Origin of the sequence: Leclercia sp. 1548, from assembly GCF_050435045.1 — a bacterium.
GTDB lineage: Bacteria > Pseudomonadota > Gammaproteobacteria > Enterobacterales > Enterobacteriaceae > Enterobacter > Enterobacter adecarboxylatus.
On sequence record NZ_JBNDJP010000001.1, the window covers coordinates 18,900 to 41,496 of the forward strand.

21 protein-coding genes are annotated in these 22,597 nt (G+C 57.3%); 11 read left to right on the forward strand and 10 right to left on the reverse strand.

Annotation, left to right across the window (positions count from 1 at the left end):
* Window positions 1–14: 14 nt before the first annotated feature.
* The 3 genes from sra to ABIE02_RS00090 all read right to left on the reverse strand — a co-directional run bounded on the left by sra (window position 15) and on the right by ABIE02_RS00090 (window position 1,112).
* Complete coding sequence (sra, locus tag ABIE02_RS00080) at window positions 15–152, reverse strand: stationary-phase-induced ribosome-associated protein (protein WP_032618124.1); 138 nt, start codon at window positions 150–152, stop codon at window positions 15–17.
* Between the two features lie 80 nt (window positions 153–232).
* The gene (gene bdm / locus ABIE02_RS00085) at window positions 233–448 is read right to left on the reverse strand and encodes a biofilm-dependent modulation protein (RefSeq protein ID WP_106992870.1); all 216 of its coding nucleotides are present in this window, start codon (window positions 446–448) and stop codon (window positions 233–235) included.
* A gap of 142 nt (window positions 449–590) precedes the next feature.
* The gene (locus ABIE02_RS00090; protein WP_117386513.1) at window positions 591–1,112 is read right to left on the reverse strand and encodes a VOC family protein; all 522 of its coding nucleotides are present in this window, start codon (window positions 1,110–1,112) and stop codon (window positions 591–593) included.
* A 165-nt stretch (window positions 1,113–1,277) separates the two neighbouring features.
* On the opposite strand from ABIE02_RS00090, the gene ABIE02_RS00095 reads away from it, so the two are divergent.
* Window positions 1,278–1,706 (forward strand): OsmC family protein, encoded by a 429-nt coding sequence (locus ABIE02_RS00095; RefSeq protein ID WP_032618121.1) that lies wholly within the window; start codon window positions 1,278–1,280, stop codon window positions 1,704–1,706.
* Window positions 1,707–1,731: 25 nt separating this feature from the next.
* Here the strand turns inward: ABIE02_RS00095 and ABIE02_RS00100 are convergent, their stop codons facing one another.
* Window positions 1,732–2,637 carry a LysR family transcriptional regulator gene (locus ABIE02_RS00100; RefSeq protein ID WP_200142516.1) on the reverse strand — a complete coding sequence of 302 codons (906 nt, stop codon included), beginning with the start codon at window positions 2,635–2,637 and terminating at the stop codon, window positions 1,732–1,734.
* A gap of 126 nt (window positions 2,638–2,763) precedes the next feature.
* On the opposite strand from ABIE02_RS00100, the gene ABIE02_RS00105 reads away from it, so the two are divergent.
* Window positions 2,764–3,513 carry an SDR family oxidoreductase gene (locus ABIE02_RS00105; protein ID WP_336994605.1) on the forward strand — a complete coding sequence of 250 codons (750 nt, stop codon included), beginning with the start codon at window positions 2,764–2,766 and terminating at the stop codon, window positions 3,511–3,513.
* Here ABIE02_RS00105 and ABIE02_RS00110 read toward each other — a convergent pair.
* Entirely contained in the window at window positions 3,510–4,490 is a 981-nt protein-coding gene (locus ABIE02_RS00110) for a mannuronate-specific alginate lyase (protein WP_336994606.1), read from the reverse strand. The two genes, ABIE02_RS00105 and ABIE02_RS00110, sit on opposite strands and share 4 nt — an antisense overlap.
* A 153-nt stretch (window positions 4,491–4,643) precedes the next feature.
* Here ABIE02_RS00110 and ABIE02_RS00115 point away from each other — a divergent pair, with 153 nt between their 5' ends.
* The 5 genes from ABIE02_RS00115 (at window position 4,644) to glgX (ending at window position 14,268) form a co-directional block, all read left to right on the forward strand.
* The gene (locus tag ABIE02_RS00115) at window positions 4,644–5,876 is read left to right on the forward strand and encodes a diguanylate phosphodiesterase (protein ID WP_032618117.1); all 1,233 of its coding nucleotides are present in this window, start codon (window positions 4,644–4,646) and stop codon (window positions 5,874–5,876) included.
* A gap of 202 nt (window positions 5,877–6,078) precedes the next feature.
* On the forward strand, window positions 6,079–7,629 hold the full coding sequence (locus ABIE02_RS00120; RefSeq protein WP_144837931.1) for a methyl-accepting chemotaxis protein: 1,551 nt from the start codon (window positions 6,079–6,081) through the stop codon (window positions 7,627–7,629).
* 245 nt (window positions 7,630–7,874) lie between these two features.
* Window positions 7,875–9,647, forward strand: coding sequence for a malto-oligosyltrehalose trehalohydrolase (gene treZ / locus ABIE02_RS00125; RefSeq protein ID WP_336994607.1), 1,773 nt, complete (start codon window positions 7,875–7,877; stop codon window positions 9,645–9,647).
* Window positions 9,647–12,163, forward strand: coding sequence for a malto-oligosyltrehalose synthase (treY, locus tag ABIE02_RS00130; protein WP_336994608.1), 2,517 nt, complete (start codon window positions 9,647–9,649; stop codon window positions 12,161–12,163). The genes treZ and treY overlap by 1 nt, the downstream gene beginning before the upstream one ends.
* Before the next feature lie 29 nt (window positions 12,164–12,192).
* Window positions 12,193–14,268 carry a glycogen debranching protein GlgX gene (gene glgX / locus ABIE02_RS00135; protein WP_032618113.1) on the forward strand — a complete coding sequence of 692 codons (2,076 nt, stop codon included), beginning with the start codon at window positions 12,193–12,195 and terminating at the stop codon, window positions 14,266–14,268.
* A gap of 9 nt (window positions 14,269–14,277) precedes the next feature.
* On the opposite strand, the gene ABIE02_RS00140 is transcribed toward glgX, so the two are convergent.
* Window positions 14,278–14,562 (reverse strand): VF530 family DNA-binding protein, encoded by a 285-nt coding sequence (locus ABIE02_RS00140; RefSeq protein ID WP_032618132.1) that lies wholly within the window; start codon window positions 14,560–14,562, stop codon window positions 14,278–14,280.
* A gap of 105 nt (window positions 14,563–14,667) precedes the next feature.
* Here ABIE02_RS00140 and ABIE02_RS00145 point away from each other — a divergent pair, with 105 nt between their 5' ends.
* The 3 genes from ABIE02_RS00145 to ABIE02_RS00155 all read left to right on the forward strand — a co-directional run bounded on the left by ABIE02_RS00145 (window position 14,668) and on the right by ABIE02_RS00155 (window position 17,367).
* Window positions 14,668–15,405: a metallophosphoesterase gene (locus tag ABIE02_RS00145; RefSeq protein ID WP_077227562.1), complete on the forward strand. Its 738-nt coding sequence runs from the start codon at window positions 14,668–14,670 to the stop codon at window positions 15,403–15,405.
* A gap of 69 nt (window positions 15,406–15,474) precedes the next feature.
* Window positions 15,475–16,731 carry an MFS transporter gene (locus ABIE02_RS00150; protein ID WP_336994609.1) on the forward strand — a complete coding sequence of 419 codons (1,257 nt, stop codon included), beginning with the start codon at window positions 15,475–15,477 and terminating at the stop codon, window positions 16,729–16,731.
* Between the two features lie 186 nt (window positions 16,732–16,917).
* Complete coding sequence (locus ABIE02_RS00155) at window positions 16,918–17,367, forward strand: hypothetical protein (RefSeq protein WP_143112063.1); 450 nt, start codon at window positions 16,918–16,920, stop codon at window positions 17,365–17,367.
* 37 nt (window positions 17,368–17,404) lie between these two features.
* Here ABIE02_RS00155 and ABIE02_RS00160 read toward each other — a convergent pair whose 3' ends face one another.
* The gene (locus ABIE02_RS00160) at window positions 17,405–18,745 is read right to left on the reverse strand and encodes a glycoside hydrolase family 10 protein (protein WP_336994610.1); all 1,341 of its coding nucleotides are present in this window, start codon (window positions 18,743–18,745) and stop codon (window positions 17,405–17,407) included.
* 109 nt (window positions 18,746–18,854) lie between these two features.
* Complete coding sequence (locus ABIE02_RS00165; protein WP_151584541.1) at window positions 18,855–19,391, reverse strand: dihydrofolate reductase family protein; 537 nt, start codon at window positions 19,389–19,391, stop codon at window positions 18,855–18,857.
* A 142-nt stretch (window positions 19,392–19,533) separates the two neighbouring features.
* Here ABIE02_RS00165 and ABIE02_RS00170 point away from each other — a divergent pair, with 142 nt between their 5' ends.
* Window positions 19,534–19,950: a hypothetical protein gene (locus ABIE02_RS00170; protein ID WP_164540346.1), complete on the forward strand. Its 417-nt coding sequence runs from the start codon at window positions 19,534–19,536 to the stop codon at window positions 19,948–19,950.
* Window positions 19,951–20,155: 205 nt separating this feature from the next.
* Here ABIE02_RS00170 and iaaH read toward each other — a convergent pair whose 3' ends face one another.
* Together iaaH and ABIE02_RS00180 are read right to left on the reverse strand one after the other, a co-directional pair.
* Window positions 20,156–21,595, reverse strand: a complete 1,440-nt coding sequence (iaaH, locus tag ABIE02_RS00175) for an indoleacetamide hydrolase (protein ID WP_336994611.1) — start codon at window positions 21,593–21,595, stop codon at window positions 20,156–20,158.
* 80 nt (window positions 21,596–21,675) lie between these two features.
* Entirely contained in the window at window positions 21,676–22,380 is a 705-nt protein-coding gene (locus tag ABIE02_RS00180) for a response regulator transcription factor (RefSeq protein ID WP_032618100.1), read from the reverse strand.
* Window positions 22,381–22,597 lie beyond the last annotated feature (217 nt).

Here is a 22,597-nt window from a genome sequence, read left to right on the forward strand (position 1 = left end):
ATCCTGTAGCGAACTTACTTAGGTTCGTGGCGTTTTCTGCCAGTAGCGTGGGTGACCTGCGTTTCGCTGTCGCCCTCAATCACCACTTTACGCTGGTTAGAGAGTTTGTAGTTCAGTCCCAGAATATGGCGTGCCTGACGGTTCGATTTCATAGTAGCTCCTCATTCCTGTTGATAGTGATAAGGCGAACGAAATGTAACCCCTAAGGTTGCAGATCCAGCATAGCAGGTTTTCAGAAACTGGCGTGCTGACCGCTGACGACGTAATTAATGGTCTGCTGGTAGATGTCACTGAGGATGTCATTGTCTGAGGCTTCAACCCACTTGGTGAGTTCCATCAAAATGTCATCTTCGGTGACAGCGCCCAACTCTGCGCGTAAACCCTGTGCAATTGCATTCACCAGCTCTGGCTGTGCGGATGGGGTAGTTGCTGATGTATAAGTAAACATAGTGCCTCCGTGTCGTTTTCTGTTTAATGTTCCGGTTCGCAATGACTTAACGCACATTCAGAATGGCAAAATTTTATTGCGCTGTGTGTAAGACTCGTCCTGGAAATAAAAATATCATAATCCTCGTCTTTTTAAGGATATATCACGGCTTCCAGCGACGCCGGTCTGTATATTTCTCATAAGGCATGGGTGAGGGCCAGGATATCAGTTCAATGACGCTACCCCAGGGCGTTTTCCCGTAGCAAAAAGCATTGCCTTCTCCCTGCTCGGCCGGAAAGGAGAGCGCCTTAGGCTCGGTAAACATCTCGCCACCTGCCGCCGTAAAGCGTGCTATCGCCTGTGCGAAATCATCAACATAGACGGCAAAGTGTTGAAGACCAAAGTCGCTTGCTCGCGCGGGTGGTTGCTGTTCCGGCCCATGCATTTCGAAAAGCTCAATCCCCGGCCCATGTGGCATGGCCAGCATACGTATTGCGCGAACTTCTGTGCCGGGTACCAGGCGTAATGTCTTCTGCTGGGCATCGGGATCAATATTTCCGTCGCCAGGCTCTACGGATCGATATATTTCTTTGGCGTGAAAGGCCTGCTCAAAAAATAGCGTGGCCTGATTAATGTCCGGTACGGTAATACCAATGTGGTCGATACCTCGGGCGGGTGAATTCATGCGCGACTCCTTTTTAGAAAAACAAAATATAGCAGGCTGACAGAGGACGTTATATTTTTGCGGCGGGTGAATAACTGCACAATGTCATGAGACTCTTCTGTCTTTGAGGCAATACTGAATCTCTCTTCTATACTTAACCCCTTGTAAGCCAAAAGGAGAACACTTATGACAATTCACAAACACGGTTCGGCACATTGGTCTGGCGATATTAAACGCGGCAAGGGTACGGTTTCTACCGAAAGCGGCGTCCTGAATCAGCAACCTTATGGTTTCAATACCCGCTTTGAAGGGGAGAAAGGCACTAACCCGGAAGAGTTGATCGGCGCAGCGCATGCAGCCTGTTTCTCAATGGCCCTGTCCCTGATGCTGGGCGAGGCGGGTTACACGGCCGACAGCATTGATACCACCGCCGATGTGTCGCTGGATAAAACTGATAGTGGCTTTGCGATCAGCAAAATTGCCCTGAAGAGTAAAGTGACCGTCCCGGGCATTGATCCCCAGCAGTTTGACGGCGTTATCCAGAAGGCCAAAGCCGGCTGTCCGGTTTCACAGGTGCTGAATGCCGAGATTACGCTCGACTATACCCTGAACTGATCCTTCCGCCGGGCATTATGCCCGGCTATCCCTTCACCGCCTCTGGAAACACCTCCACCAGCCACTCAATAAAGACTCTTAAACGCTGCGTCACATGCCGGTTTTGTGGATACACGACATAAAACGGATAGTGCGGTGGCCGCCACTTTGCCAGAATCTCCACCAGCGTCCCTGACTCCAGTAAGGCCCCCGCGGCGTAACGAAAGGTCTGGATAATGCCCATCCCGGCAACCGCTGCCGCCAGATGCGCGTTGCTCTCATTTACCCCGATATGGTGGCGCAGGGTGATTTCGTGGGTTTCATCGTTGTACGTAAAGCGGAAAGGGAACGCGCGACCGGTCGCCGGGGAGAGATAACTCACCAGCTTATGACCATTACGTAGCTCCTCCGGGTAGGCGGGGATCCCGTGCTGCTTCAGATAGTCCGGGGTGGCGCAGGTGACCATCTCTGCATTGCCGATATGCCGGGCAATAAGCGTGGAGTCCCCCAGCGCGCCGCCGCGGATCACGCAGTCTACATTGCCACTGATCAAATCCACCGGACGGTCGGCCACCCCCAGGTCGATGCGGATGTCGGGATAACGGCGCATGAAGTCTGGCAGCAGCGGGATCAGCACGTCCCGCGCCGTCGAACCACCCACATCAATACGCAAATGACCCTGCGGCTGTTGTTTGATCGCGCTGAAGGAGGTGTCGATATCTTCGATGTCAATTAATACCCGCCGGGCTTTTTCGTAATAGTCCTGTCCTTCCGGGGTGGGCGTCACCCGTCGGGTGGTGCGCTGTAACAACCGCACGCCCAGATGCGCCTCCAGCGCCTTGACCAGTTTACTGAGCGTGGCGATGGGCATGTTCAGCGAGTCTGCTGCCCGGGTAAAACTGCCGGTTTCCACGACGCGCGTAAAGGCGCGCATTGCCATTAACTGATCCATCGGGAGGCGCTCACGAACGGGTGGATTATTGCCACAGGGAAAAAGTGATTTCCATTTTTGCTGATTTTTCCCTAATCCCGCAAGCGGTACAGTGCATCCACACCCACAACAGACAAGGTAAATCAGATGAACAGAGTATTAGCAGGTAAAGTCGCTCTCGTCACCGGTGGTACCAGCGGTATCGGTCTGGCAACCGCCAAAGAGCTGGCCGCTCAGGGCGCGAAGGTATACATCACCGGGCGTCGCCAGGCAGAGCTGGATAACGCCGTCGCCAGCCTGGGCGGGCAGGTCACCGGCATCCGCGCCGACGCCTCACGCCTTGAGGATCTCGATACCGTTTATGCGCAGATCGCGGAACATGCCGGGCGGCTGGATGTGTTGTACGCCAATGCAGGGGGTGGCGATATGCTGCCGCTGGGTGCCATCACAGAAGAACATTTTGACCGTATCTTTGCCACCAACGTACGCGGTGTGCTCTTTACCGTGCAGAAGGCTCTGCCGCTGCTGGTTTCCGGGTCGTCGGTGATCCTTACCGGCTCGACTGTCTCCATTAAAGGCACCGCTAACTTCAGCGTCTACAGTGCCAGCAAGGCGGCAGTGAGGAATTTTGCCCGCTCCTGGGCGCTGGATTTACAGGGGCGCGGGATCCGGGTCAACGTGGTCAGCCCTGGCCCGATTAAAACCCCGGGTCTGGGAGAGCTGGTGCCGGAAGATCAGCGCCAGGGGTTGTTTGATGCGTTAGCCGCGACTGTCCCATTGGGACGCATTGGCGAAGCGGAAGAGGTAGCAAAAGTGGTGGCGTTCCTCGCCTCCGATGCCGCCAGCTTTATCAACGCCGCCGAGCTGTTTGTGGATGGCGGGATGGCGCAGATTTAACGCTGATAAAGTAGGGTAAGGTTGCCGCCGAGGCGGCGATCCTGTAACGGACGGCTGGCATCCAGGCGTGACAGTGTCACTGAACTGCAGTGAGACAGGGCGCACCAGGGTTCCAGCCATTCGAGATCGGCATCCTTCTGCTGCAACACATAGTTCACCAGCCGCGCCAGCGCGCCATGGTTCTCCTGCATTACATCCACCTTATTCGCCGCGGCAAAACTGGCGATCATCACCAGCGGCTGCAGGGCATAATTATGATAGGCCAGCGCCCGCTCGCGACGGCGTTGTTCGTTTGCCAGCGTGCCGTCGGCGGCAATCTGTCCGGCGGCGATGCGGTACTCTTTCAACGACCAGGCGAACAGATCCCGACGGTCGAGCGCCACGGCGCTGGCCATGACCGCCCATGCCGCCCAGTAGCTGTGGTTATTGGTGCTTTTGAGCGGCAGGCCATCCCACTCCTGTACCACCCGATCCGCCAGCTGGCCCAGCCAGCGTTCAGTGGTCTGCTGCCCGGCAAGGGAAGTTCCGGGGGTAAACTTCAGCTCCAGCCAGCTGCTGGCCAGCGTCGCCAGCGCCCATTTACGCATTGCACGGCCGGTGTGGCTGGTTTGCCCGGAGAGTAACGCCCCGGCGTTGGCCCATGTCGCGTAGCCCTCCAGAATACATCGCAAGGTTCGCGGATCCCCGCTCTGTTTATAGCGCCAGACCATGTTCGAGATCCCACGTTCAAAGCCGACGATGGGCTTAGTCGCGGCACGGAATGCCTGTTCGGCCTGCGGATTGAGCGTGGCGCGGGCGCTGTCAGACCCTTCATATTTACTGCGCAACGTCAGGGGGGCGGTGTAGGGCGCGGGCAGGGTCACGCAGCCGCCCGATGCCGTGTGCGGTAACGGCTGGGTAAAACCAACGGGAGGCACCAGCGGAGCGGCCAGCGCATACCCCGGCAAACAGAGCAGCAGCCACAATGTTCGTTTCATCAACACCTCCGCCGACATTTAACCGGCACTTTGATTATTTTTGAGCCGAATCGTTTCTTTGCTGATATATCTTTTTAATACTATTAGTCCATGAATGTAATGTATGCTAAACAAGTGTTTAAAAAGCCTAACCATCTTTCGGGAACAATAGCTGTGCTGACCACTCTCATCTACAAAAGCCAGTTAAATCCGTCCTGTAAATCCTTATCCCTCCTCGCACTTGTTGAAAAGGCCAAACAGAGCAATACCTTGTTGGATGTCACGGGCATTCTGCTGTTTAACGGGAGCGATTTCCTGCAGATCCTCGAAGGGTCTGAAGAGGTCATTGAGACGTTATTCGCACGCATCAGCAAGGACAAGCGTCACGACAGCGTGGTGGAGCTGATGCGTGATTACGGCCCGCGCCGACGCTTCGAAAACGTCGGTATGCTGCTGTTCGATCTGCGGGTTGACACGCCAAAATCGGTCCTGTCTTCGGTATTGCGCTACAGCAAGCTGGACAATTATCTGGCGGCGCAAGACCGGGTATTTAAATTCATTCAGACTTTTATTATCCAGCCCAAAAAGACGGCGGGTGAGTTGAACTTCCGGCCTGAAAAATGGACGATGGTCCCGGAGCATATGCCTTTCGGCAAAACCATCAACGGGCTGATTGAGAATCAAATTTGCCAGTTTGCCCTGCAGCCGATCGTGGAACCTACCGAGGGAAAAATCTCCTCGCTCGAGGCGCTTATTCGCGGTAACGACGGCGGCAGCCCGGAGCGGTTCTTCAACGCTCTGGATCAGGACAAAGTGTACGAGGTCGATCTGCTGACCAAAGCCTATGCCTTTGCGCTGGCAGAGAAGATCGACATTGGCGATCATAAAATTGCCATTAACCTGCTGCCGATGTCGCTGGTGAATGTGCCCCACGCCGTCGATTTTCTGATGGATCAGATCCTCGCCCACGGTTTGCAGCCGGAGCAGGTGGTGATTGAAGTGACCGAAAACGAAATGATCTCCGGGTTTAACCAGTTTAATAGCGCCATCAAGCAATTAAGGGCGGCGGGGATCGGCCTGGCCATTGACGATTTTGGGTCAGGCTATGCCGGGCTGTCGCTGCTGACCCGTTTCCAGCCGGATAAGCTAAAAATCGATCGCGAGATTGTCAGCAACATTCATTTAAGCGGCCCGAAGCAGGCGATTGTGAAGTCGATCATCAGCTGCTGTACCGATATGGAGATAGCGCTGGTGGCAGAAGGCATCGAGAAAATCGAAGAGTGGTGCTGGCTGGAGTCGGCAGGCATCAAGCGTTTTCAGGGCTTTTTATTCGCCCGGCCTAAATTAAATGGTGTGGGAGAAATTCACTGGCCGCAATTTACCCGTGATGAATATTTGAGCGATTAACGCTGCAAAAGATAATCAAGCGCTAAACAGATAAAAAATCTCAATGTTTAACAGGGCCGAAATATCCGGCCCTGTTGCGCAATATAATGATTTAAATAAGTATTAACGACATTATTGATGTTCGCATAAATAAATAACTTTAATTCAATATTAAGGGGTAAATGCCGATAACACTTCAGACCGTTTTATTTCTGAGGTAGTTATGTCGTTAAAAAAGTCGTCCCTTGCCATTCTTCTTGCCTTACTGTTTTTCTTTGTTGCCAGTGCCGCAACCAACGTCTGGCTGGCCATTAAAAGCAATGATTCTCTGGATAACGTGAATAAAGAGATTCAGGTGGTGTTATCCATCATCGATCCCATTAACCACAGCCGTACCCTGCGCGTGCGGGTGATGGAGTACATGAAGCAGGTCGAGAGTGGCGATACTGCGGGTCTTGCGGAGAAGCTGGACTCGGTAAAACTCGCGCTGACCAAAGCGGATGGCGCTTTCGCCGCCTTTAACGACGCGCCGCGCCTGGCAGATGAGGCCCCGTTAGTGAAGGACTATGACGATGCCTGGCTCGCCTATCGCAATGAAGGCCTGTCCCCGCTGATCGACGCGGCCTCAGCGCACGATGCGGCAAAATTCAATGCCCTGATCCCGCAGATTTCCCGGCTCGACCGCCAGTATGAAATCGTTCTCGATCAGGTACTGTCTGTGCATCAGAAATATGCGAAGCAGCTGAATGACGATGCGCGCACTCATTTTGCATCCGGCTTAACCATTATTGCCGCCTTTGCCGCGCTCTTTGTGGTGGTGATTATCGGGGTGAGCGTCCTGATGAAGCGGTATGTGTTTGCTCCAATCAACCTCGCCCGGGAACACTGCAGCCAGATTGCCGCCGGGCAACTGACGGAAGCCGTGCCGCAAAAGGCGGGTTCGAATAACGAAATCGACCTGCTGATGGGGTCGATGGAGCAGATGCGTCTGGCCCTGCTGGAGACCATCTCTCAGGTGCGCGAAGCCTGCCGTACCGTTAACTACGCCTCGCAGGAAATCGCCTCGGGCAACATCGACCTGGCCTCACGTACCGAGCAACAAGCTTCAGCCCTGACGGAAACCGCCGCCAGCATGGAGCAGTTGAGCGCCACCGTTGCCAATAACACCGACAATGTGTATCAGGCTGGTAAGCTGGTGCAGGATGCGGTGAACAACGCCCGCACCGGGGAGGCGGTAACCCGCGAGGTGATCGAGACCATGAACACCATCGCGGCCAACTCCCAGCGTATCGAAGACATCACCAGCGTGATCAACAGCATTGCCTTCCAGACCAATATCCTGGCGCTGAATGCCGCGGTTGAAGCCGCCCGGGCCGGCACACAAGGGCGCGGTTTTGCAGTGGTCGCGACCGAAGTCCGTACCCTGGCGCAGAAGAGCGCCGTGGCGGCGAAGGACATTGAAAACCTGATCGCCCAGTCGGTCTCCAGCGTGAAAAACGGTTCTCAGCTGGTGAATCGCTCAGGGGAAGTGATTCATGCCATCATTAACTCGGTCAATAAAGTGAACGCGCTGATGGAGCAGATCTCGGTGGCCTCGGAAGAGCAAAGCCGTGGGATTGGCCAGGTCGGCCAGGCGGTGACCGAGATGGATGGCGTGACCCAGCAAAACGCCGCCCTGGTGCAGGAGTCTGCGGCCGCTGCTGCCTCGCTGGAAGAGCAGGCGAAGCATCTTACCCAGAGCATCGCCAGCTTCAGACTGCCGGAACCGGCATAACATAAGAGCACTGCTTCCGGCTTGCGGGTGCGGCCGGTTCTCCCTCGCCCTGACCCTCTCCTCAACGGGGAGAGGGGATTTATCTCCCTCCTTCTGTTCCTGTCGAAGTGACTCATCTCACATTACTTTCCTGGTCTATGCTTGAAGTTCATGCGCGGCGTCATGCCTGCGCATTTTCTCTTTTTCCCTCTGCTTAGTGATAAACGCAGGTAACCCGAGGATCACGGGTCAAACGAGGTGATGGAATGACTGCTAAATCTATTAGGTATTGGGGTTGTGAATATAGCGATGCGAACAACGTTCGCTTTCATCTGTGGGCCAGCGGTCAGCAGCACGTAACCCTGCGCCTGAATGACGAAACGCTGCCGATGAACCCGACCGGCGACGGCGGATTTGAACTGACGGTCAACAACGTTGCCCCAGGTTCTGCGTACAGTTTTATCCTGCCTGACGGCTCCGCAGTACCCGATCCGGCCTCCCGCGCGCAGCAAGGGGATGTCAACGGCCCTTCGCTGGTGTGCGATCCTCACAGCTATGTCTGGCGCAATACCCACTGGCAAGGCCGCCCCTGGGAAGAGAGCGTGGTCTATGAGCTTCATATCGGGACCTTTACCCCTGAGGGCACCTTCCGCGCGGCCGCCGACAAACTGCCGTACCTGGCCTCGCTCGGCATTACCATGATTGAGATGATGCCGGTCTCCCAGGCCGGAGGCAACCGTGGCTGGGGGTACGACGGCGTACTGCTGTATGCCCCGCACAGTGCCTACGGTACGCCGGATGAGCTGAAAGCCTTTGTCGATACCGCCCACGGTCTGGGGCTGTCGGTGGTGCTGGATATTGTCCTTAACCATTTCGGACCGGAGGGTAACTACCTGCCGAAGCTGGCCCCGGACTTCTTCCACCCGGAACGCATGACCCCGTGGGGAAATGGCATTGCCTATGACGTGGCCCCGGTGCGTCAGTTTATTGTTGATGCGCCTCTGTACTGGCTGACGGAGTTCCGCTTCGACGGCCTGCGCTTTGACGCCATCGACCAGATCGAAGACACCTCCGAGCCGCACGTGTTAATTGAGATCGCCACCCGCATTCGCGCTGCCATTACCGACCGGCCGGTGCATCTGACCACCGAAGACAGCCGCAACGTGGTGTTTCTTCATCCGCGCGAGGAGGACGGCAGCGTGCCGTTGTTCACCGGGGAGTGGAATGACGATCTGCATAATGCCGTCCACGTCATGGCCAGCGGTGAAACCCACGCCTGGTACCAGGATTTTGCTGAAAAACCCGAACAATGGGTGGCGCGGGCGCTGGCGGAAGGCTTTGCTTATCAGGGGGAACGTTCCCCGCAAACCGGTGAAATCCGGGGTGTGAAAAGTACCGCTCAACCGCCAGCGGCCTTCGTCGATTTCATCCAGAATCACGATCAGGTTGGTAATCGTGCTCAGGGCGATCGCCTGTTGAGTCTCATCGGGGAAGAGCGTACCCGGGTACTGATGGCTGCGCTGCTGCTGTCGCCGCATATCCCGCTGATGTTCATGGGTGAGGAGTTCGGTGAAACCCAGCCGTTCCTGTTCTTTACCGATTTTCACGGAGACCTGGCGCGGGCGGTGCGGGAAGGGCGCGCGAAAGAGTTCAGCGATCACGATGAGACCGTACCGGATCCCAATGCCCCTGAGACCTTTGCCCGTTCGAAACTCGACTGGGACAAACTCAACCAGCCTGACGGCCAGAACTGGCTGCGCTTTACCCAGCAGCTGTTGCAGCTGCGCCAGCGGGCTATTGTGCCGTTGCTGGCCGGCGCGCAGGGCGGGAATGGCAGGGTGATAAAAACGGCCCCGGGTTGCGTGGTGGTGAGCTGGACATTTATACAGGGTACGCTGTCGCTGGCACTTAATACGGGTGATCAGCCGCAGACGATGCCCGAGATAGCGGGTGAAACATTGTTTGCCTGGCCTGAAGGCCGCACGGAACTGCTCGCGAACACCGTTATTGTACGTTTTGCACAAGGAGAACCGACCTGATGATCCCCACAGCGACCTGGCGTATTCAGTTTCGTAACGGCATGACCTTTGATCGTGCCGCCAGTCTGGTGCCGTATCTGCAACAGCTCGGCATCAGCCATCTGTATGCTTCGCCAATATTTACTGCCGCCCGGGATTCGACGCACGGTTATGACGTCACCGATGCTAACGAGATTGACCCCTCCATCGGAGGCCGGGCCGGTTTTGAGCGGCTGGTCAGCGCCCTGAAGGCGGCCGGGCTGGGTTTGATCCTTGATATTGTGCCGAACCACATGTCCACCTCGCTGGAAAATGCCTGGTGGCGTGATGTGATTGAGCATGGGGAAAAGAGTCGCTACGCCCGTCATTTTGATATCGACTGGTCGCGCCGTCTGACGCTGCCGTTTCTGGGGGATGATTTTGAAGTGGTGCTGGCGAACGGTGAGCTCAGCGTGCAGCGCGATCCCAACACCGGCAAACCCGCGCTGGCCTATTTCGACAACTTCTACCCGCTCACGCCCGACAGCTGGCAAGGGCGCGAAGAGGAGGTGTTGAGCCTCAGCGATCCCGCGGCTATCAGCCGGTTGCACGACCAGCAGCCGTGGCGGCTTACCAGCTGGCGAGATGCGCCGAACGAACTCTCCTGGCGTCGCTTCTTCGAAATCACTGGCCTGGTGGGCGTGCGGGTTGAAGACGACGCGGTGTTTGATGACAGCCATGCCCTGATCCTCGCCCTGGTGCGTTCGGGAGCGGTGGACGGGCTGCGTATTGACCACGTGGACGGGCTGGCCGACCCGCGAGCCTACCTGCAACGTCTGCGTCAGGAGGCAGGTGCCGACTGCTATATCACGGTGGAGAAGATCCTCAGTAAGGGCGAGAACCTGCCCACCGACTGGCCGATCTCCGGGACCACCGGCTACGAATTTATCGCCTCGCTGTCAGAGGTGCTGATAGATGACGACAAAATCGACAGTCTGCGTCTGGCCTATGACAAGGTGATGGGCCGCCCGGTCGATATGCACGACGAACTGCGCGACGCGCGGTTGCTGATGGTGGACAGAAACTTCGCCGGGGAATTTTCCACTCTGCTGAAGCTGGCGAAAACCCTTTCCGAAACGGAAGGCGTCCAGGTGGAAGAGGAGCCTCTGCGGCTGGCATTGCGCGAGCTGCTGGTGGCCTTCCCGGTGTACCGCACCTATGGCACGGCGCAGGGAATGTCAGTCGCGGATGTGCGCCTGCTGAACAGCGTGGTCGCCACAATCAGCGCCGATCCTGACGCCATCGCACTGCTGATGCGTATTTTGACCGGCGAGGTCTCTGAGGAGGCCCGCGATACCGCCACGCATTTCCGCACCCGTTTCCAGCAGCTGACCGGGCCGCTGATGGCGAAGTCGGTGGAAGATACGCTGTTTTTCCGTCAGCACATGGATCTGGCGCTCAACGAGGTGGGAGCCGAGCCGGTACCGCAGGCTTTCTCGCTGACGCGCTTCCACACCGAGATGACCGCGCGACGTGACCGTCAGCCGGATGCGCTTTCCGGCACCTCGACCCACGACACCAAGCGTGGAGAAGATGCCCGCGCCCGGCTCTATTCTTTGACCGAAGCGCCGGAGGTGTGGGCGGAATGCGTGGCCCGCTGGCAGCAGTTGAACCAGACCCACGTTCGCTTTCTGAATGATGGCACGGCGCCGCGCGGTGCCGATACCTGGATGCTTTATCAGGCGCTGGCGGGTGTCTGGCCGCCGGAGCTGGACCCGCAGGATGCGGCGGGGCTGAATGCCCTGGAAGAGCGCTTCCTGGCTTTTGTCGAGAAGGCGCTGCGCGAGGCCAAGCTGCGCACCGACTGGGTGGACAGCAACGAAGCCTATGAAACGGTGGTACTGGAGTATGCCCGCCATCTGTTGTCCCCGGACAATCAGGACTTCCTGCAGGACTTCAGTTCCTCGTTACGTCCGTTTATTCGCGCCGGGCTGGTGAACAGCCTGAGCCAGACGGTGATCAAACTTACCGCACCGGGGGTGCCGGATGTTTATCAGGGCAGCGAGGGGCTTAATTTTAGCCTTGTCGATCCTGATAACCGCCGCGAGCCAGATTTCGACCAGCTTCGTCAGCAGCTGGATACGGCAGACCCTCATATTGCCGCCCAGGAGGCGAGCTGGCTGGACGGGCAGTTGAAGCTGTCGGTCACCCGCACGCTACTGCATCTGCGCCAGCGCAAACCGGCGCTGTTCCGCCTGGGCAGCTATGTTGCGCTGCTGACCCGTGGCGAACGGGCGGATAAGGCGATTGCCTACGCCCGCGTCGATGACGATGACGTGCTGATTGTGGTGGCACCGCGGCTGGCGCTGGCGAACGCCGCACAGACGTTTCCTGTTACCGGGGCGGCCCTGTGGGGCGCGACAGAGGTGGTTCTTCCTCCCGAACTGGCCGGGCGCCGCTACCGGGATTGTTTCAGTGGTGAAACCCTGACCTTAGGCGAAAGCCTGCATTTGAATGAAGCACAGGATTGCTGGCGGGTGTTACTGGCCTGCGGCTGATGATTATTACTGTTCGAGGGAGAGACTCTATGGCATATGACAAAATTTATGAAATTCAGGCGGGGCAAAGTTATCCCCTTGGGGCGAATTACGATGACAAAGGGGTGAATTTTGCCCTCTTTTCCGCCTGCGCCGAACGTGTTGAGCTGTGTCTGTTTGACCCGAGTGGTAAATCTGAAATAGCCCGTCTCGAGTTACCGGAATACACCGATGAAGTCTGGCATGGCTATGTCCCGGATCTGAAACCGGGTGCGTTGTACGGCTACCGCGTCTATGGCCCTTACGATCCTGAAAATGGCCACCGCTTTAACCCGCATAAGTTACTGATTGACCCTTATGCCCGGGCGTTGACCGGGGAGCTTATCTGGAACCCCGCCCATTTTGGTTATGAGCTGGGGCATGACGAGCTTGATCTTAGCTTTGATACCCGCGACAGCGCGCCTTATACCCCAAAATGCCGGGTTGTTGACCCGCGGGTGTTCGACGGTCAGGACCCGCACCGCCCGGCGGTGCCCTGGTCCAGCACCATTTTGTACGAAACCCATGTGAAAGGTTTTACCCAGCTTAACCCGGCGATCCCGCCTGAATTGCGCGGCACCTTCGAAGGGATGGGGCACAAAGCGACGGTGGATTACATCAAGAGTCTTGGCATTACGTCGGTTGAACTGTTGCCGGTGCATGCTTTCCCGGACGATCAGCATCTGCTGGATCGCGGGCTGAAGAACTTCTGGGGCTATAACACCCTTAACTTCTTCGCTCCGGCGTCACGCTATGGCGGCCCGAACGGCATCAAGGGCTTCCGCGACATGGTGCGCGCCTTCCACGATGCCGGTATCGAGGTGATCCTCGACGTGGTGTATAACCACACCGCCGAGGGTAACGAGCTTGGCCCGACGCTGTCATTCAAGGGGATCGACAACTTCTCTTACTACCGCACGATTGCCGGTCAGCACCGTTACTATGTGAACGACACCGGTACAGGTAACACGGTGAATACCTCGCACCCACGGGTGCTGCAGATGGTGATGGATTCCCTGCGTTACTGGGCAGAGTCGATGCACATTGACGGCTTCCGTTTTGACCTCGGCACCATTCTTGGCCGCGAGCCAGAAGGGTTCGATCAGCGCGGCGGCTTTTTCGATGCCATGATGCAGGATCCGCTCCTCTCACGGTTGAAGTTGATTGGCGAGCCGTGGGACATCGGCCCTGGTGGCTATCAGGTCGGGGGCTTCCCGCCGGGCTGGGGCGAGTGGAATGATAAATACCGCGACACCGTGCGCGAATACTGGCGCGGCGATAACGTCTCGTCCGATTTTGCCGCACGCCTGCTCGGCTCCGGGGATCTGTATGACCAGCGCGGGCGTCGCCCGTGGGCCAGCATCAACTTCATTACCGCTCACGACGGGTTTACCCTGAACGACCTGGTCTCCTTCAACGAGAAGCACAACGAAGCCAACGGCGAGGACAATAACGACGGCCACAATGATAACCGGTCATCGAATTATGGCGTTGAAGGGCCAACCGACGATGAGCAGATCAACGCCCTGCGTGAACAGCAGAAACGTAACTTCCTGACCACGCTGCTGTTCTCTCACGGCACGCCGATGCTGCTGGCGGGAGACGAGTTTGGCCGTAGCCAGTTGGGTAACAACAACGGCTACTGTCAGGACAGTGAGATCAGCTGGGTACACTGGGAAAACCTCCCGGAAAGCGCCGAGGCGCTGCGCAAGTTCACCCGACATCTGATTGAGCTGCGCACCAGCCAGCCGCTGTTACGCCGCGAAAGCTGGCGTGACGGAATGGAGATCCAGTGGTTTAACGCGGGTGGCGGGCCACAGTTGCCGGAGCACTGGGACGAGGGGACGACCCTTGGGCTGTATCTCACCCGGCCCGATCTGCACGATCAGCCGGGAATTTGGCAGGAGGTGCTGCTGTTAATCAACCCCTACGAGGGGTCGGTGCCGTTCCGAATCCCGGAATGCGGTCAGGATGGCTGGGTGCTGGAGCTGAGTACGGCAGGGGATGAGCAGATGGGGCAGGCAGTGCTCCCGGATACTGATTTCCCGCTGCCAGGCCGCAGCATCGTGCTGTTACGGCGGCCTTAACGCGCGGGGTTACTTGCCAGCCCGTGCTCTTTCCCACGGGCTGGTGGTCTCGTCGTCGACGTCGGTCGGCGCGGGATCGTCCAGGGAGTCAAGATAGAGGGCTTCGACTTCGGCGCGTGCCCACGGGGTGCGGCGCAAAAATTTGAGGCTGGATTTGACGCTGGGATCGCTGTTAAAGCAGTTGATTTTAATCAGCTTTCCCAGCTGCGCCCAACCGTAGCGTGCCACAAGGGCATTGATCTGCATCTCCAGCGTGACGCCATGCAAAGGATCTTTAGAAGGGTGTGCTGTCACAGGCATCCTTTTATTTTCTGGCAAGGGGTTAAAAGCGGGGAGGGTACAAGAAAAGCAGGGGGCCAGCAAGCGCCTTGACGGGTTCCCTGGCTTAAGGAAAACGCGATGTTGATAGCCCAGATTTCAGATATTCACGCCGCTCCCGATAACGATCATCTGGCCCGCTTTGACCGGGTACTCAGGTGGCTGAGACAACTCCAGCCTGACGCGCTGGTGCTTTCCGGGGATTTAACCGACAACGATTGGCTTGAGGGGTATCAACAGATCGCCGCCCGTCTGGCTGAGGAGCATTATCCTTCTTTAATACTGCCGGGTAACTCAGACAATCGTCGCCTTATGCGCGCGGTATGGCGTGATGAGACAGGGGCTAACGATACCTGTGATGGCGCGCTGCATGCTGTTCTGGAGGTTGGTGGTCTGCGTCTGATGGGTCTTGATACAACGGTGGAGGGACACGATCACGGCTCTGTGACGGCGCATCTGGGCTGGCTGGAGAAGCAGCTCAACCGGGCCGACGCTTTACCATCCATTCTGTTCCTGCATCATCATGTTTTTCCCTCCGGCATACCGACCCTGGATCAGACCCTGTGCAGGGGGCTGGATCGGCTGGAGGCCCTGATTCACCGCGCGGCGACCAGACCGCTTGCGATGGCTTCAGGACACGTACACAGACCGGTGGCCGGGATGTTTGCGGGCATACCAGCACATATTTGTGCCTCCGTGTGTCCGGCTAATCCGGTCTGGTTTAGTAGCGACCGGGTTCCTCCCGCCGAGGACGCGCCGGGGCTGATGATCCATCGCTACGTCAATGGCGCACTGACCAGCCATCATGTGAGGGTATAACCGCGAACGGATGTTTTTGAAACGCTGTTCCGTTATAATGCCTTTCCCGAACCCGATGCCATTGACTCCATGAAAACGCCTCATAAAAACGTCCGTGCCTTTCATTTCTCCGCCTTTCGCTATCTGTTTTCTGCTCGCTTCCTCACCGTGCTGGGGAATGGTATCGCTCCTATCGCCCTGGCTTTTGCGGTGCTGGATATCGGGGGGTCGGTCTCCGATCTGGGTATCGTTGTCGCGTCCCGGTCGATCTTCAACGTACTTTTCCTGCTGCTGGGCGGGGTGTTAGCAGACCGCTATTCCCGTAGCCGGGTGTTAGTTGCCTCTTCCGTGGTTGCGGCCCTTTCACAGGCTATTGTGGCCTGGTCGGTAATGGACGGGTCTGCGACGGTCATCGGACTGGCCTTGCTTGGCGCCATCAATGGCGCTGCTGCCGGCATTGCTTTACCGGCCTCATCCGCGCTCATCCCCCAGACGGTTCCCGCCCGGAACCTGCGTCAGGCCAACGCCTTTCTTCAGGCCGGTATTTATGGCGGGACGGTAATCGGCGCGTCGCTGGGCGGTATCTTAATCAGCGCTGTCGGTCCCGGCTGGGGACTGGCCATTGATGCGCTGGGCTTCGCCGCCGCGGCACCGCTCTATCATTTCATTCGCGTGCAGGCCGTCGAAACGGGTTCAACGCAAAGCAATATCCTGCAAGACCTGAAAGAGGGATGGAAGGAGTTCGTTAGCCGGGCCTGGGTCTGGGCTATCGTCGTCCAGTTCACCATTATTAATGCGGCCTTCAGCGGCGTGATGATGGTGCTGGGGCCAGTGATTGCGGATGCTTCATTTGGGCGGGCACACTGGGGATTTATCATTGCCGCCCAAAGTATCGGCCTGATCGTCGGATCATCCCTCGCGCTGCGCTGGCGTCCCCGCCGCGACCTCTTCATTGGGGTGATGCTGATGTCGTTTTGCGCCTTACCCATTTTCATGCTGAGCCAGCTGGCTACCACGCCCTGGCTTATCGCCGCGTTCTTTATGGCTGGCGTCACCTTTGGGCTGTTTGGCGTCGCCTGGGCGCAGTCTCTGCAAACCCACATTCCCCCGGAAAAACTGGCGCGGGTCTATGCCTATGACGCGGTGGGGTCGTTTGTGGCCATTCCCTTTGGTGAACTTATCGCTGGCCCGCTGGCGATTCAGTACGGCACCAGCAACGTGCTGCTGGTTTCAGCCCTGGCGGTGGTGATCGCCACGGCAGGGGCCAGTCTGGTACCGGCAATCCGGCGGCTGGAGAGTGGTTCTCAGCCTGAAACGCATACTCTGCCTGGGGAACGCAGCCTGTAAGACGGGTAAATCCCTTTGCTCCCCGTTTGGATAGGGGCGTAAAGGGAGCCTTTCAATGAATAAACGCGACAGGTACATTGGAAGAAAATTATAAATAAGGGAAATATACTCATGTGCAGAGCCTTCGCGGTTTTTGCTTTCCTGTTAGCCCCAACGATTGTCCACGCGGCATCGCATGAAGAGGTATTGCGCTTAAATGCCGTACAACAGCCGGGTGCTCAGGTTATTTGTCATGTTCCGATAACGATCGTGGCGGATAATAAGCCCGTCATCCTGGATTACAAAAACAGCATGACCGTGATCGCTAATCAGGGTGACACCCGGGTATTTCAGGTCATCACAACCTTTATAGCCAAAGGCAAAACCACCTCTTACATCACACAACGCTATCGGCTCAGTATCACCACAGACGAAACGGGGCAGCTACATACCGTTGATCCGAACAGCATCAGTGTGACCAGCCCCTTTTCAGCGGAGTTGGCCCGGGAAAATGAAGCCCAGCTCCGCAATAATGCTCCCCCGAGTTATCAGTCTGACAGCATGGTCACGGTGACTGATTTCCCGAACTTCACCGTTCAGGGATATGATTACGGTCCCGTTACGGAATGCACCGTTTTGCCTGCAAAGGGACATTAACACCGGCGCGAATAACAGAGATACCCGGCATCAGGCGCTAGGACCCCCAGCGGGTTCTCAGATACCGCACCGCCTCCTGCGCCTGAGGCTGATTGAGGTTGTTCTCGCGGAACAAAATCGTGCCGTCGATGTGCGGCTCGGATTCGTTCAGGTCAAGCTGCTTTTTCAACTCCGGCACGCCGCCTTTCACCGTCCAGTCTGGCTCTTTGCTTGACGGCTCGCCCACCTTATACAGCGCAACGCCAATGTAGAGGCGGGTATGGGTTGGTTTCACCACCCCGGCCCACCATTTCGCCAGCACGTCATACCGCGCTGCATCCCGGGAAAACGGCCAGTAGATCTGCGGGGCGATATAGTCCAGAAAACCCTGCTGCACCCAGCGGCGGGTATCGGCAAAGGACTCGTCATACGCCGCGGCACCCCGTGTGTCGGACCCGGCCGGATCGTGGGAGCGGTTACGCCATACTCCTGCCGGGCTGACGCCGAACTCGACGTTAGGGTTGAGCTGTTTAATGGTACGCGAGACCTGAGCAATCAACTTCTGGGTATTATCACGGCGCCAGTCGGCTTTCGAGTCAAAACCCTGGCCATACTGGCGGTACGTCTGGCTGTCATTCAGCATCGAGCCGGGAGTTTCGGTATAGAAGTAGTCATCAAACTGCACGCCGTCCACCGGGTAACGCGACACCACTTCGGCCACGATACTGGTGATCCAGTCCCGCGCTTCAGGAATGCCCGGGTCGAGAACATAGCGATCCCCTGCGGTGCGGATCCACTCCCGATGCAGAACAAACACGCTCGGCGGATTTAGCGACAGCGTACGGTTCAGCTCCGTGACCGTGCCGGGGCGTGTATTGGTGGAGACGCGATAAGGGTTAAACCAGGCGTGGACCTTCATCCCGCGCTTGTGCGCTTCATCGAGCATAAACTGCAGCGGGTCATAGCCGGGATCTTCACCGATTTTGCCGGTAAGCATATCGGACCACGGCAAAATCTTTGACGGCCACAGGGCTGTACCGTCCGGTTTGACCTGGAAGAATACGGTATTAATCCCGAGACTTTTCAGGTTATCCAGCTTATCGGTCAGCGCCTTTTGTTGCATAGCGATCCGCGATCCGGCAGGGCGACCGTTTACCGACTCCAGGGGCGGCCAGTCGAGGCGGGAAACGGTAGCCAGCCAGACGCCACGCACCGGCTCATGTCGGCCTGTTTTATCCGGCAGGGGATGTTTAGCCACCGGCGGCAGCGGAGTAACCAGCGATTTTGGCGGCGTAGAGCTGCAACTGATCAGCAATAATGCCCCCGCGATCAGGGCACCTGAACGTTTAAGCCGGGTCGTAAGCTGAAAATGACGTGAGCAGGCGATGATAGACTCCATTTCTATAGTGTGTCGCCGGGAACGTTTATTTTCGTTCTATTCGGAGGCAAGTCAATTTTTAACGATGAGTGCTACTCGCGTGAGTGTTGGTCGCCGCTATCTCTGTCAGCTATGACATCAGCCGATAGTGCGACTGCACCAGACCTGAAGGGAAGCTGCGGCTGGATAACAATGTCAGATTGATATCCCGGGACAGGGAACCGAACAGCGGTTTTCCCGAACCCAGCAGGACCGGAACGGTAGTGATAACGATATCGGCGACTAATCCTTCACGCAGAAACGACTGAATCACTTGCCCGCCATCGAGATAGACGCGCTGTACATTCTGCGCTGCCAGGTCATTAAGCACTTCCTTTGGCGTGTGGCGTGAGAACTGCACTTTGCCCTTCAGCGCCTCGGGCACCGGGGTATCGGCCAGCTGTCGGGAGAGTACCAGCACTGGGCGGTCATAAGGCCATTCCTTAAAGGTCAGCACCTTCTCATAGCTCCCCCGACCCATAACGATCCACTCTTTGTCCGCAATGAACGCTGTATAGCCATGATCTTCTGTCGGATCATCGCGCTGCAACAGCCAGTCGATATCGCCATCCTGGCGGGCAATGTAACCATCAAGACTGACCGCGATAAAAACATGTGTGCTAACCATCCGCTGCTCCGTATTCAGGTGGCCTGTCGCCAGTTAAGTGTAGTGATGTTAGCAATTTCTTCATTAAAACACGGCACGCCTGTTTATTCGTTTGCCTGCCCGTCGATTGCTTTATTGCCTGAGTTAAGAAAAGAGGAGGGCAATGCTACAGACAAGAGCTCGTCTGCGGGCCGTGTTGAGCGGCTCACTGGTTGTTCTGGCATACAGTATTCCCGGCGGCTGGCTGATATTTGTTGGCGGGCACGCGGTCTATATCCTGTTTGGGAGCGGCTTTTTTCTCAGCGGCGTACTGCTGTTACGTCTGCGGCTAAGCGAGCTCTGGTTCTGCCTGATTGACGGGCGTTTGATCCAGACGATCCCAATGACTTGGCTCCGGCCGGGAGTGGCTCAGCCTGTTTCCGCTCTTTTGCATACTGTCGCTGGTGGCCGCATATTATTCTGGTCCGCGCATACACAAGAGACGTGGCCTCTGCATCTGCAACATCCCCGATTCTTGCTGTCCATTACCGGGGCTGTGCTGGTGGGGCAGCTTAAGCGCGAGTATCACTTTCTGTCGTAGGCGGGGAGGCTGGTGAGTTCTCGTTCTGGTGCGCGGTGTTACGTTGTATGTGTGGATCGTCCTGTCTACGATCGGGATGTATCAGGCGACAGCATCACCGGAGACACCACGCGCTCAGCTGATAAGCGTTGCGCTTCTGGCTCCGGTGACGCTGCTGTATAACCCTCATGGTTCCCGGCTGTTTAGCAGGAGAATTCGCGACTTGCTACTGCCCCAAAATCCGCTCCAGCGTGGCACCTGTCGCCAGAATCTGCGCATCGCAGCCTGGCAAGCCGTCTATCTCCAGCCCCACAGGTAGCCCGCTGGTGGCACCAAACCCGACCGGCAGGGTCAGTCCCGGCAGTCGTGCATTGCTGCCAGGATCCACATTGCGGATCAAACGGGCAAAGTTTTCTGTTGAACTCACCTCATCATTCGCCAGCGGGGCGACGACCGGCGAGGTGGGGAAAATCAGCGCGTCGAGATGATGGTCGCTAAAGGTCTGTTCATATAGGGCGAGTAACCGCCCGAGCCCCTGCGAAATCGCCTCCTGATACAGCGGCGGCAGCGGGATGGGATCCCCGTTACTGTCCGGGATCAGCGCCGGTACAATCCCGTGCTCAAAGATGGCGCGGACATCCGGGCTGGCGATGTGCGCCACGATATCCTCCAGCGTCAGCCCGGTTTCGTGCGCCTGCAGATAATCAATCAAATCGTGTTTGCCCTCGTGCATCACCACCGGGAAGGAGACGGCGGCGTTGGCCTCTTCAAGCCCGGGCATATCCACACTAACCAGCGTGACCCCGGCAGCGCGCAGCCTGTCGACCGCGGCGTGGGCCAGTTGGCTGACCTCTTCATCCAGCGCTTGCCAGAAATAGTGCGCAATTCCGAGGCGAAGGGTCCCGGCGGGTTTAGGGGCTAACACGTCGCCACCGGCTATCAGGCTGTCGAGCAGGGCAATGTCTGCCACGTTGCGGGCCATGGGGCCTGCGGTATCCCGGGTGTGGGAGATAGGGGTGATCCCTACCTGCGAATAGCGCCCGGTGGTGGGGCGAAAACCGACGCAGCCATTCAGGGCGCAGGGCTGGCGCACCGATGCCCCGGTATCTGTGCCAATTGCCACCGGAGCCATTCCGGCGGCTACGGCCACCGCGCTGCCTGACGAGGAGCCGCCCGCAATGCGGCTGACATCGTGGGCGTTGCGCACGCCCTTAATCCCAGGCGTGTGATACGCCGCGTTATAACCGGTGACGCCGAAGGCCAGCTCATGCATGTTGCATTTGCCAATAATAATCGCGCCCGCATCGATAAGACGTTGGATCACCGGGGCGGTGGTGTTGGGCACGAAATTTTTCAGCGCAGGTGTACCCGCCGTATTGGGCAAACCGGCGACGTGAATATTGTCTTTCACCGCGACGGGAACGCCACCCAGCGGCAAGGGGGCACCGCCGTCCGAGAGGTGTTGATCCCAGGCTCTGGCCTGGGCCAGCGCCTGTTCCGCATTGACCGTAATAAAGGCGTTGAGGTTCTCATGGGCATCGATGCGGGCTAAGCAGGCGCGAACCAGGGCTTCGCTCGTTATCTTTCGGTCGTTGATGAGCTGCGCCGCATCGGTGGCGGAGAGGGTATCCAGTGGTACAGGGGTTGCGGGTGTTATTATTTTCATGGGCTGTTTCCTGGCTGTAGGTATCCGCAACATTTAGGCAAATCCCAAACCCGCCCGCCATCCTCAGGATTGAGGAGGCATTAATGCCGGAACCGTGAGGCCAACTCCGTGCGGTTGGCGCAATCCAGCTTTTTGAGCGCGTGATTGAGATGAGTGCGAACGGTAGTGAAGCTGATGTTCAGCAGTCGGGCGACCTCTTTATCCCCCAGGCCTTTACTGACCAGATTGACAACCTCCTGCTCGCGGGCGGTTAAAGCCGGTGACGCGTCATCTTTGGGTAAGGCTCTGGCAAACCAGGGCTCCAGCAACTGCAGCAGCGCGATCTCGCGTTGCCCGAACGGCGGGGCACCTTTGGCCCGCCAGATGCGCAGATCGCCCACATCTTCACCTTCACGTATAAAGTAGACATTCACCCCGTGATGCATCCCGCAGGGTTTCAGGAAGTGCTGGTAAAAGGGCGTTTTGTATAATTCGCGGGCTGGCATCACCTCATCAACCAACGTTGGGCGCTGTTTTGCGCGCAGAAGTGGGGTGATGGGATCGATATATTGCCAGGTGCTGGCATGCTCGCGCATCGCTTTGTCGTCAATGTTCCAGCTGACGCCATGGCGTGAGGTGTTAGAGAGGGAAGACCAGATGCAGGATGCCGCAAAATCGGCCTGTAACAAGGCGCAGACATTTTCCAGCGTCTCCTGACGCAGGGTGCGGCTGCCCTGACCCGAGCCGAGTTGCCACAGGATGTGCGAGAAGAGATGAAGCTCGTGGGGGGTTAATGGAGTCTCCATATCTGATCTTCTCCCGATGGTGTTGTGTAAGTGAGTGTAGAACAGACCAGGCGCAGCGGCAGAATTGTCTGTAGTTACAACATACAATAAGCTTATACGAATAAGATACCTCAACATTGTGCCCGTTTGTCTTGGTTCTACAGCGATTGGAGGGCCGATCGTCGCCGTTTGCGAACAATACGTTAGCGCAAACGGCGACAGCTGAACAGTTAATGAT

Coding starts and splice junctions, on each gene's coding strand:
- ABIE02_RS00120 (WP_144837931.1), top strand. CDS start 6,079: ATGTCGTTAAAAAAGTCGTCCCTTGCCATTCTTCTTGCCTTACTGTTT.
- ABIE02_RS00180 (WP_032618100.1), bottom strand. CDS start 22,380: ATGGAGACTCCATTAACCCCCCACGAGCTTCATCTCTTCTCGCACATC.
- bdm (WP_106992870.1), bottom strand. CDS start 448: ATGTTTACTTATACATCAGCAACTACCCCATCCGCACAGCCAGAGCTG.
- ABIE02_RS00110 (WP_336994606.1), bottom strand. CDS start 4,490: ATGAAACGAACATTGTGGCTGCTGCTCTGTTTGCCGGGGTATGCGCTG.
- iaaH (WP_336994611.1), bottom strand. CDS start 21,595: ATGAAAATAATAACACCCGCAACCCCTGTACCACTGGATACCCTCTCC.
- ABIE02_RS00105 (WP_336994605.1), top strand. CDS start 2,764: ATGAACAGAGTATTAGCAGGTAAAGTCGCTCTCGTCACCGGTGGTACC.
- ABIE02_RS00160 (WP_336994610.1), bottom strand. CDS start 18,745: ATGGAGTCTATCATCGCCTGCTCACGTCATTTTCAGCTTACGACCCGG.
- ABIE02_RS00165 (WP_151584541.1), bottom strand. CDS start 19,391: ATGGTTAGCACACATGTTTTTATCGCGGTCAGTCTTGATGGTTACATT.
- sra (WP_032618124.1), bottom strand. CDS start 152: ATGAAATCGAACCGTCAGGCACGCCATATTCTGGGACTGAACTACAAA.
- ABIE02_RS00090 (WP_117386513.1), bottom strand. CDS start 1,112: ATGAATTCACCCGCCCGAGGTATCGACCACATTGGTATTACCGTACCG.
- ABIE02_RS00100 (WP_200142516.1), bottom strand. CDS start 2,637: ATGGATCAGTTAATGGCAATGCGCGCCTTTACGCGCGTCGTGGAAACC.
- ABIE02_RS00170 (WP_164540346.1), top strand. CDS start 19,534: ATGCTACAGACAAGAGCTCGTCTGCGGGCCGTGTTGAGCGGCTCACTG.
- glgX (WP_032618113.1), top strand. CDS start 12,193: ATGGCATATGACAAAATTTATGAAATTCAGGCGGGGCAAAGTTATCCC.
- ABIE02_RS00150 (WP_336994609.1), top strand. CDS start 15,475: ATGAAAACGCCTCATAAAAACGTCCGTGCCTTTCATTTCTCCGCCTTT.
- treY (WP_336994608.1), top strand. CDS start 9,647: ATGATCCCCACAGCGACCTGGCGTATTCAGTTTCGTAACGGCATGACC.
- ABIE02_RS00095 (WP_032618121.1), top strand. CDS start 1,278: ATGACAATTCACAAACACGGTTCGGCACATTGGTCTGGCGATATTAAA.
- treZ (WP_336994607.1), top strand. CDS start 7,875: ATGACTGCTAAATCTATTAGGTATTGGGGTTGTGAATATAGCGATGCG.
- ABIE02_RS00145 (WP_077227562.1), top strand. CDS start 14,668: ATGTTGATAGCCCAGATTTCAGATATTCACGCCGCTCCCGATAACGAT.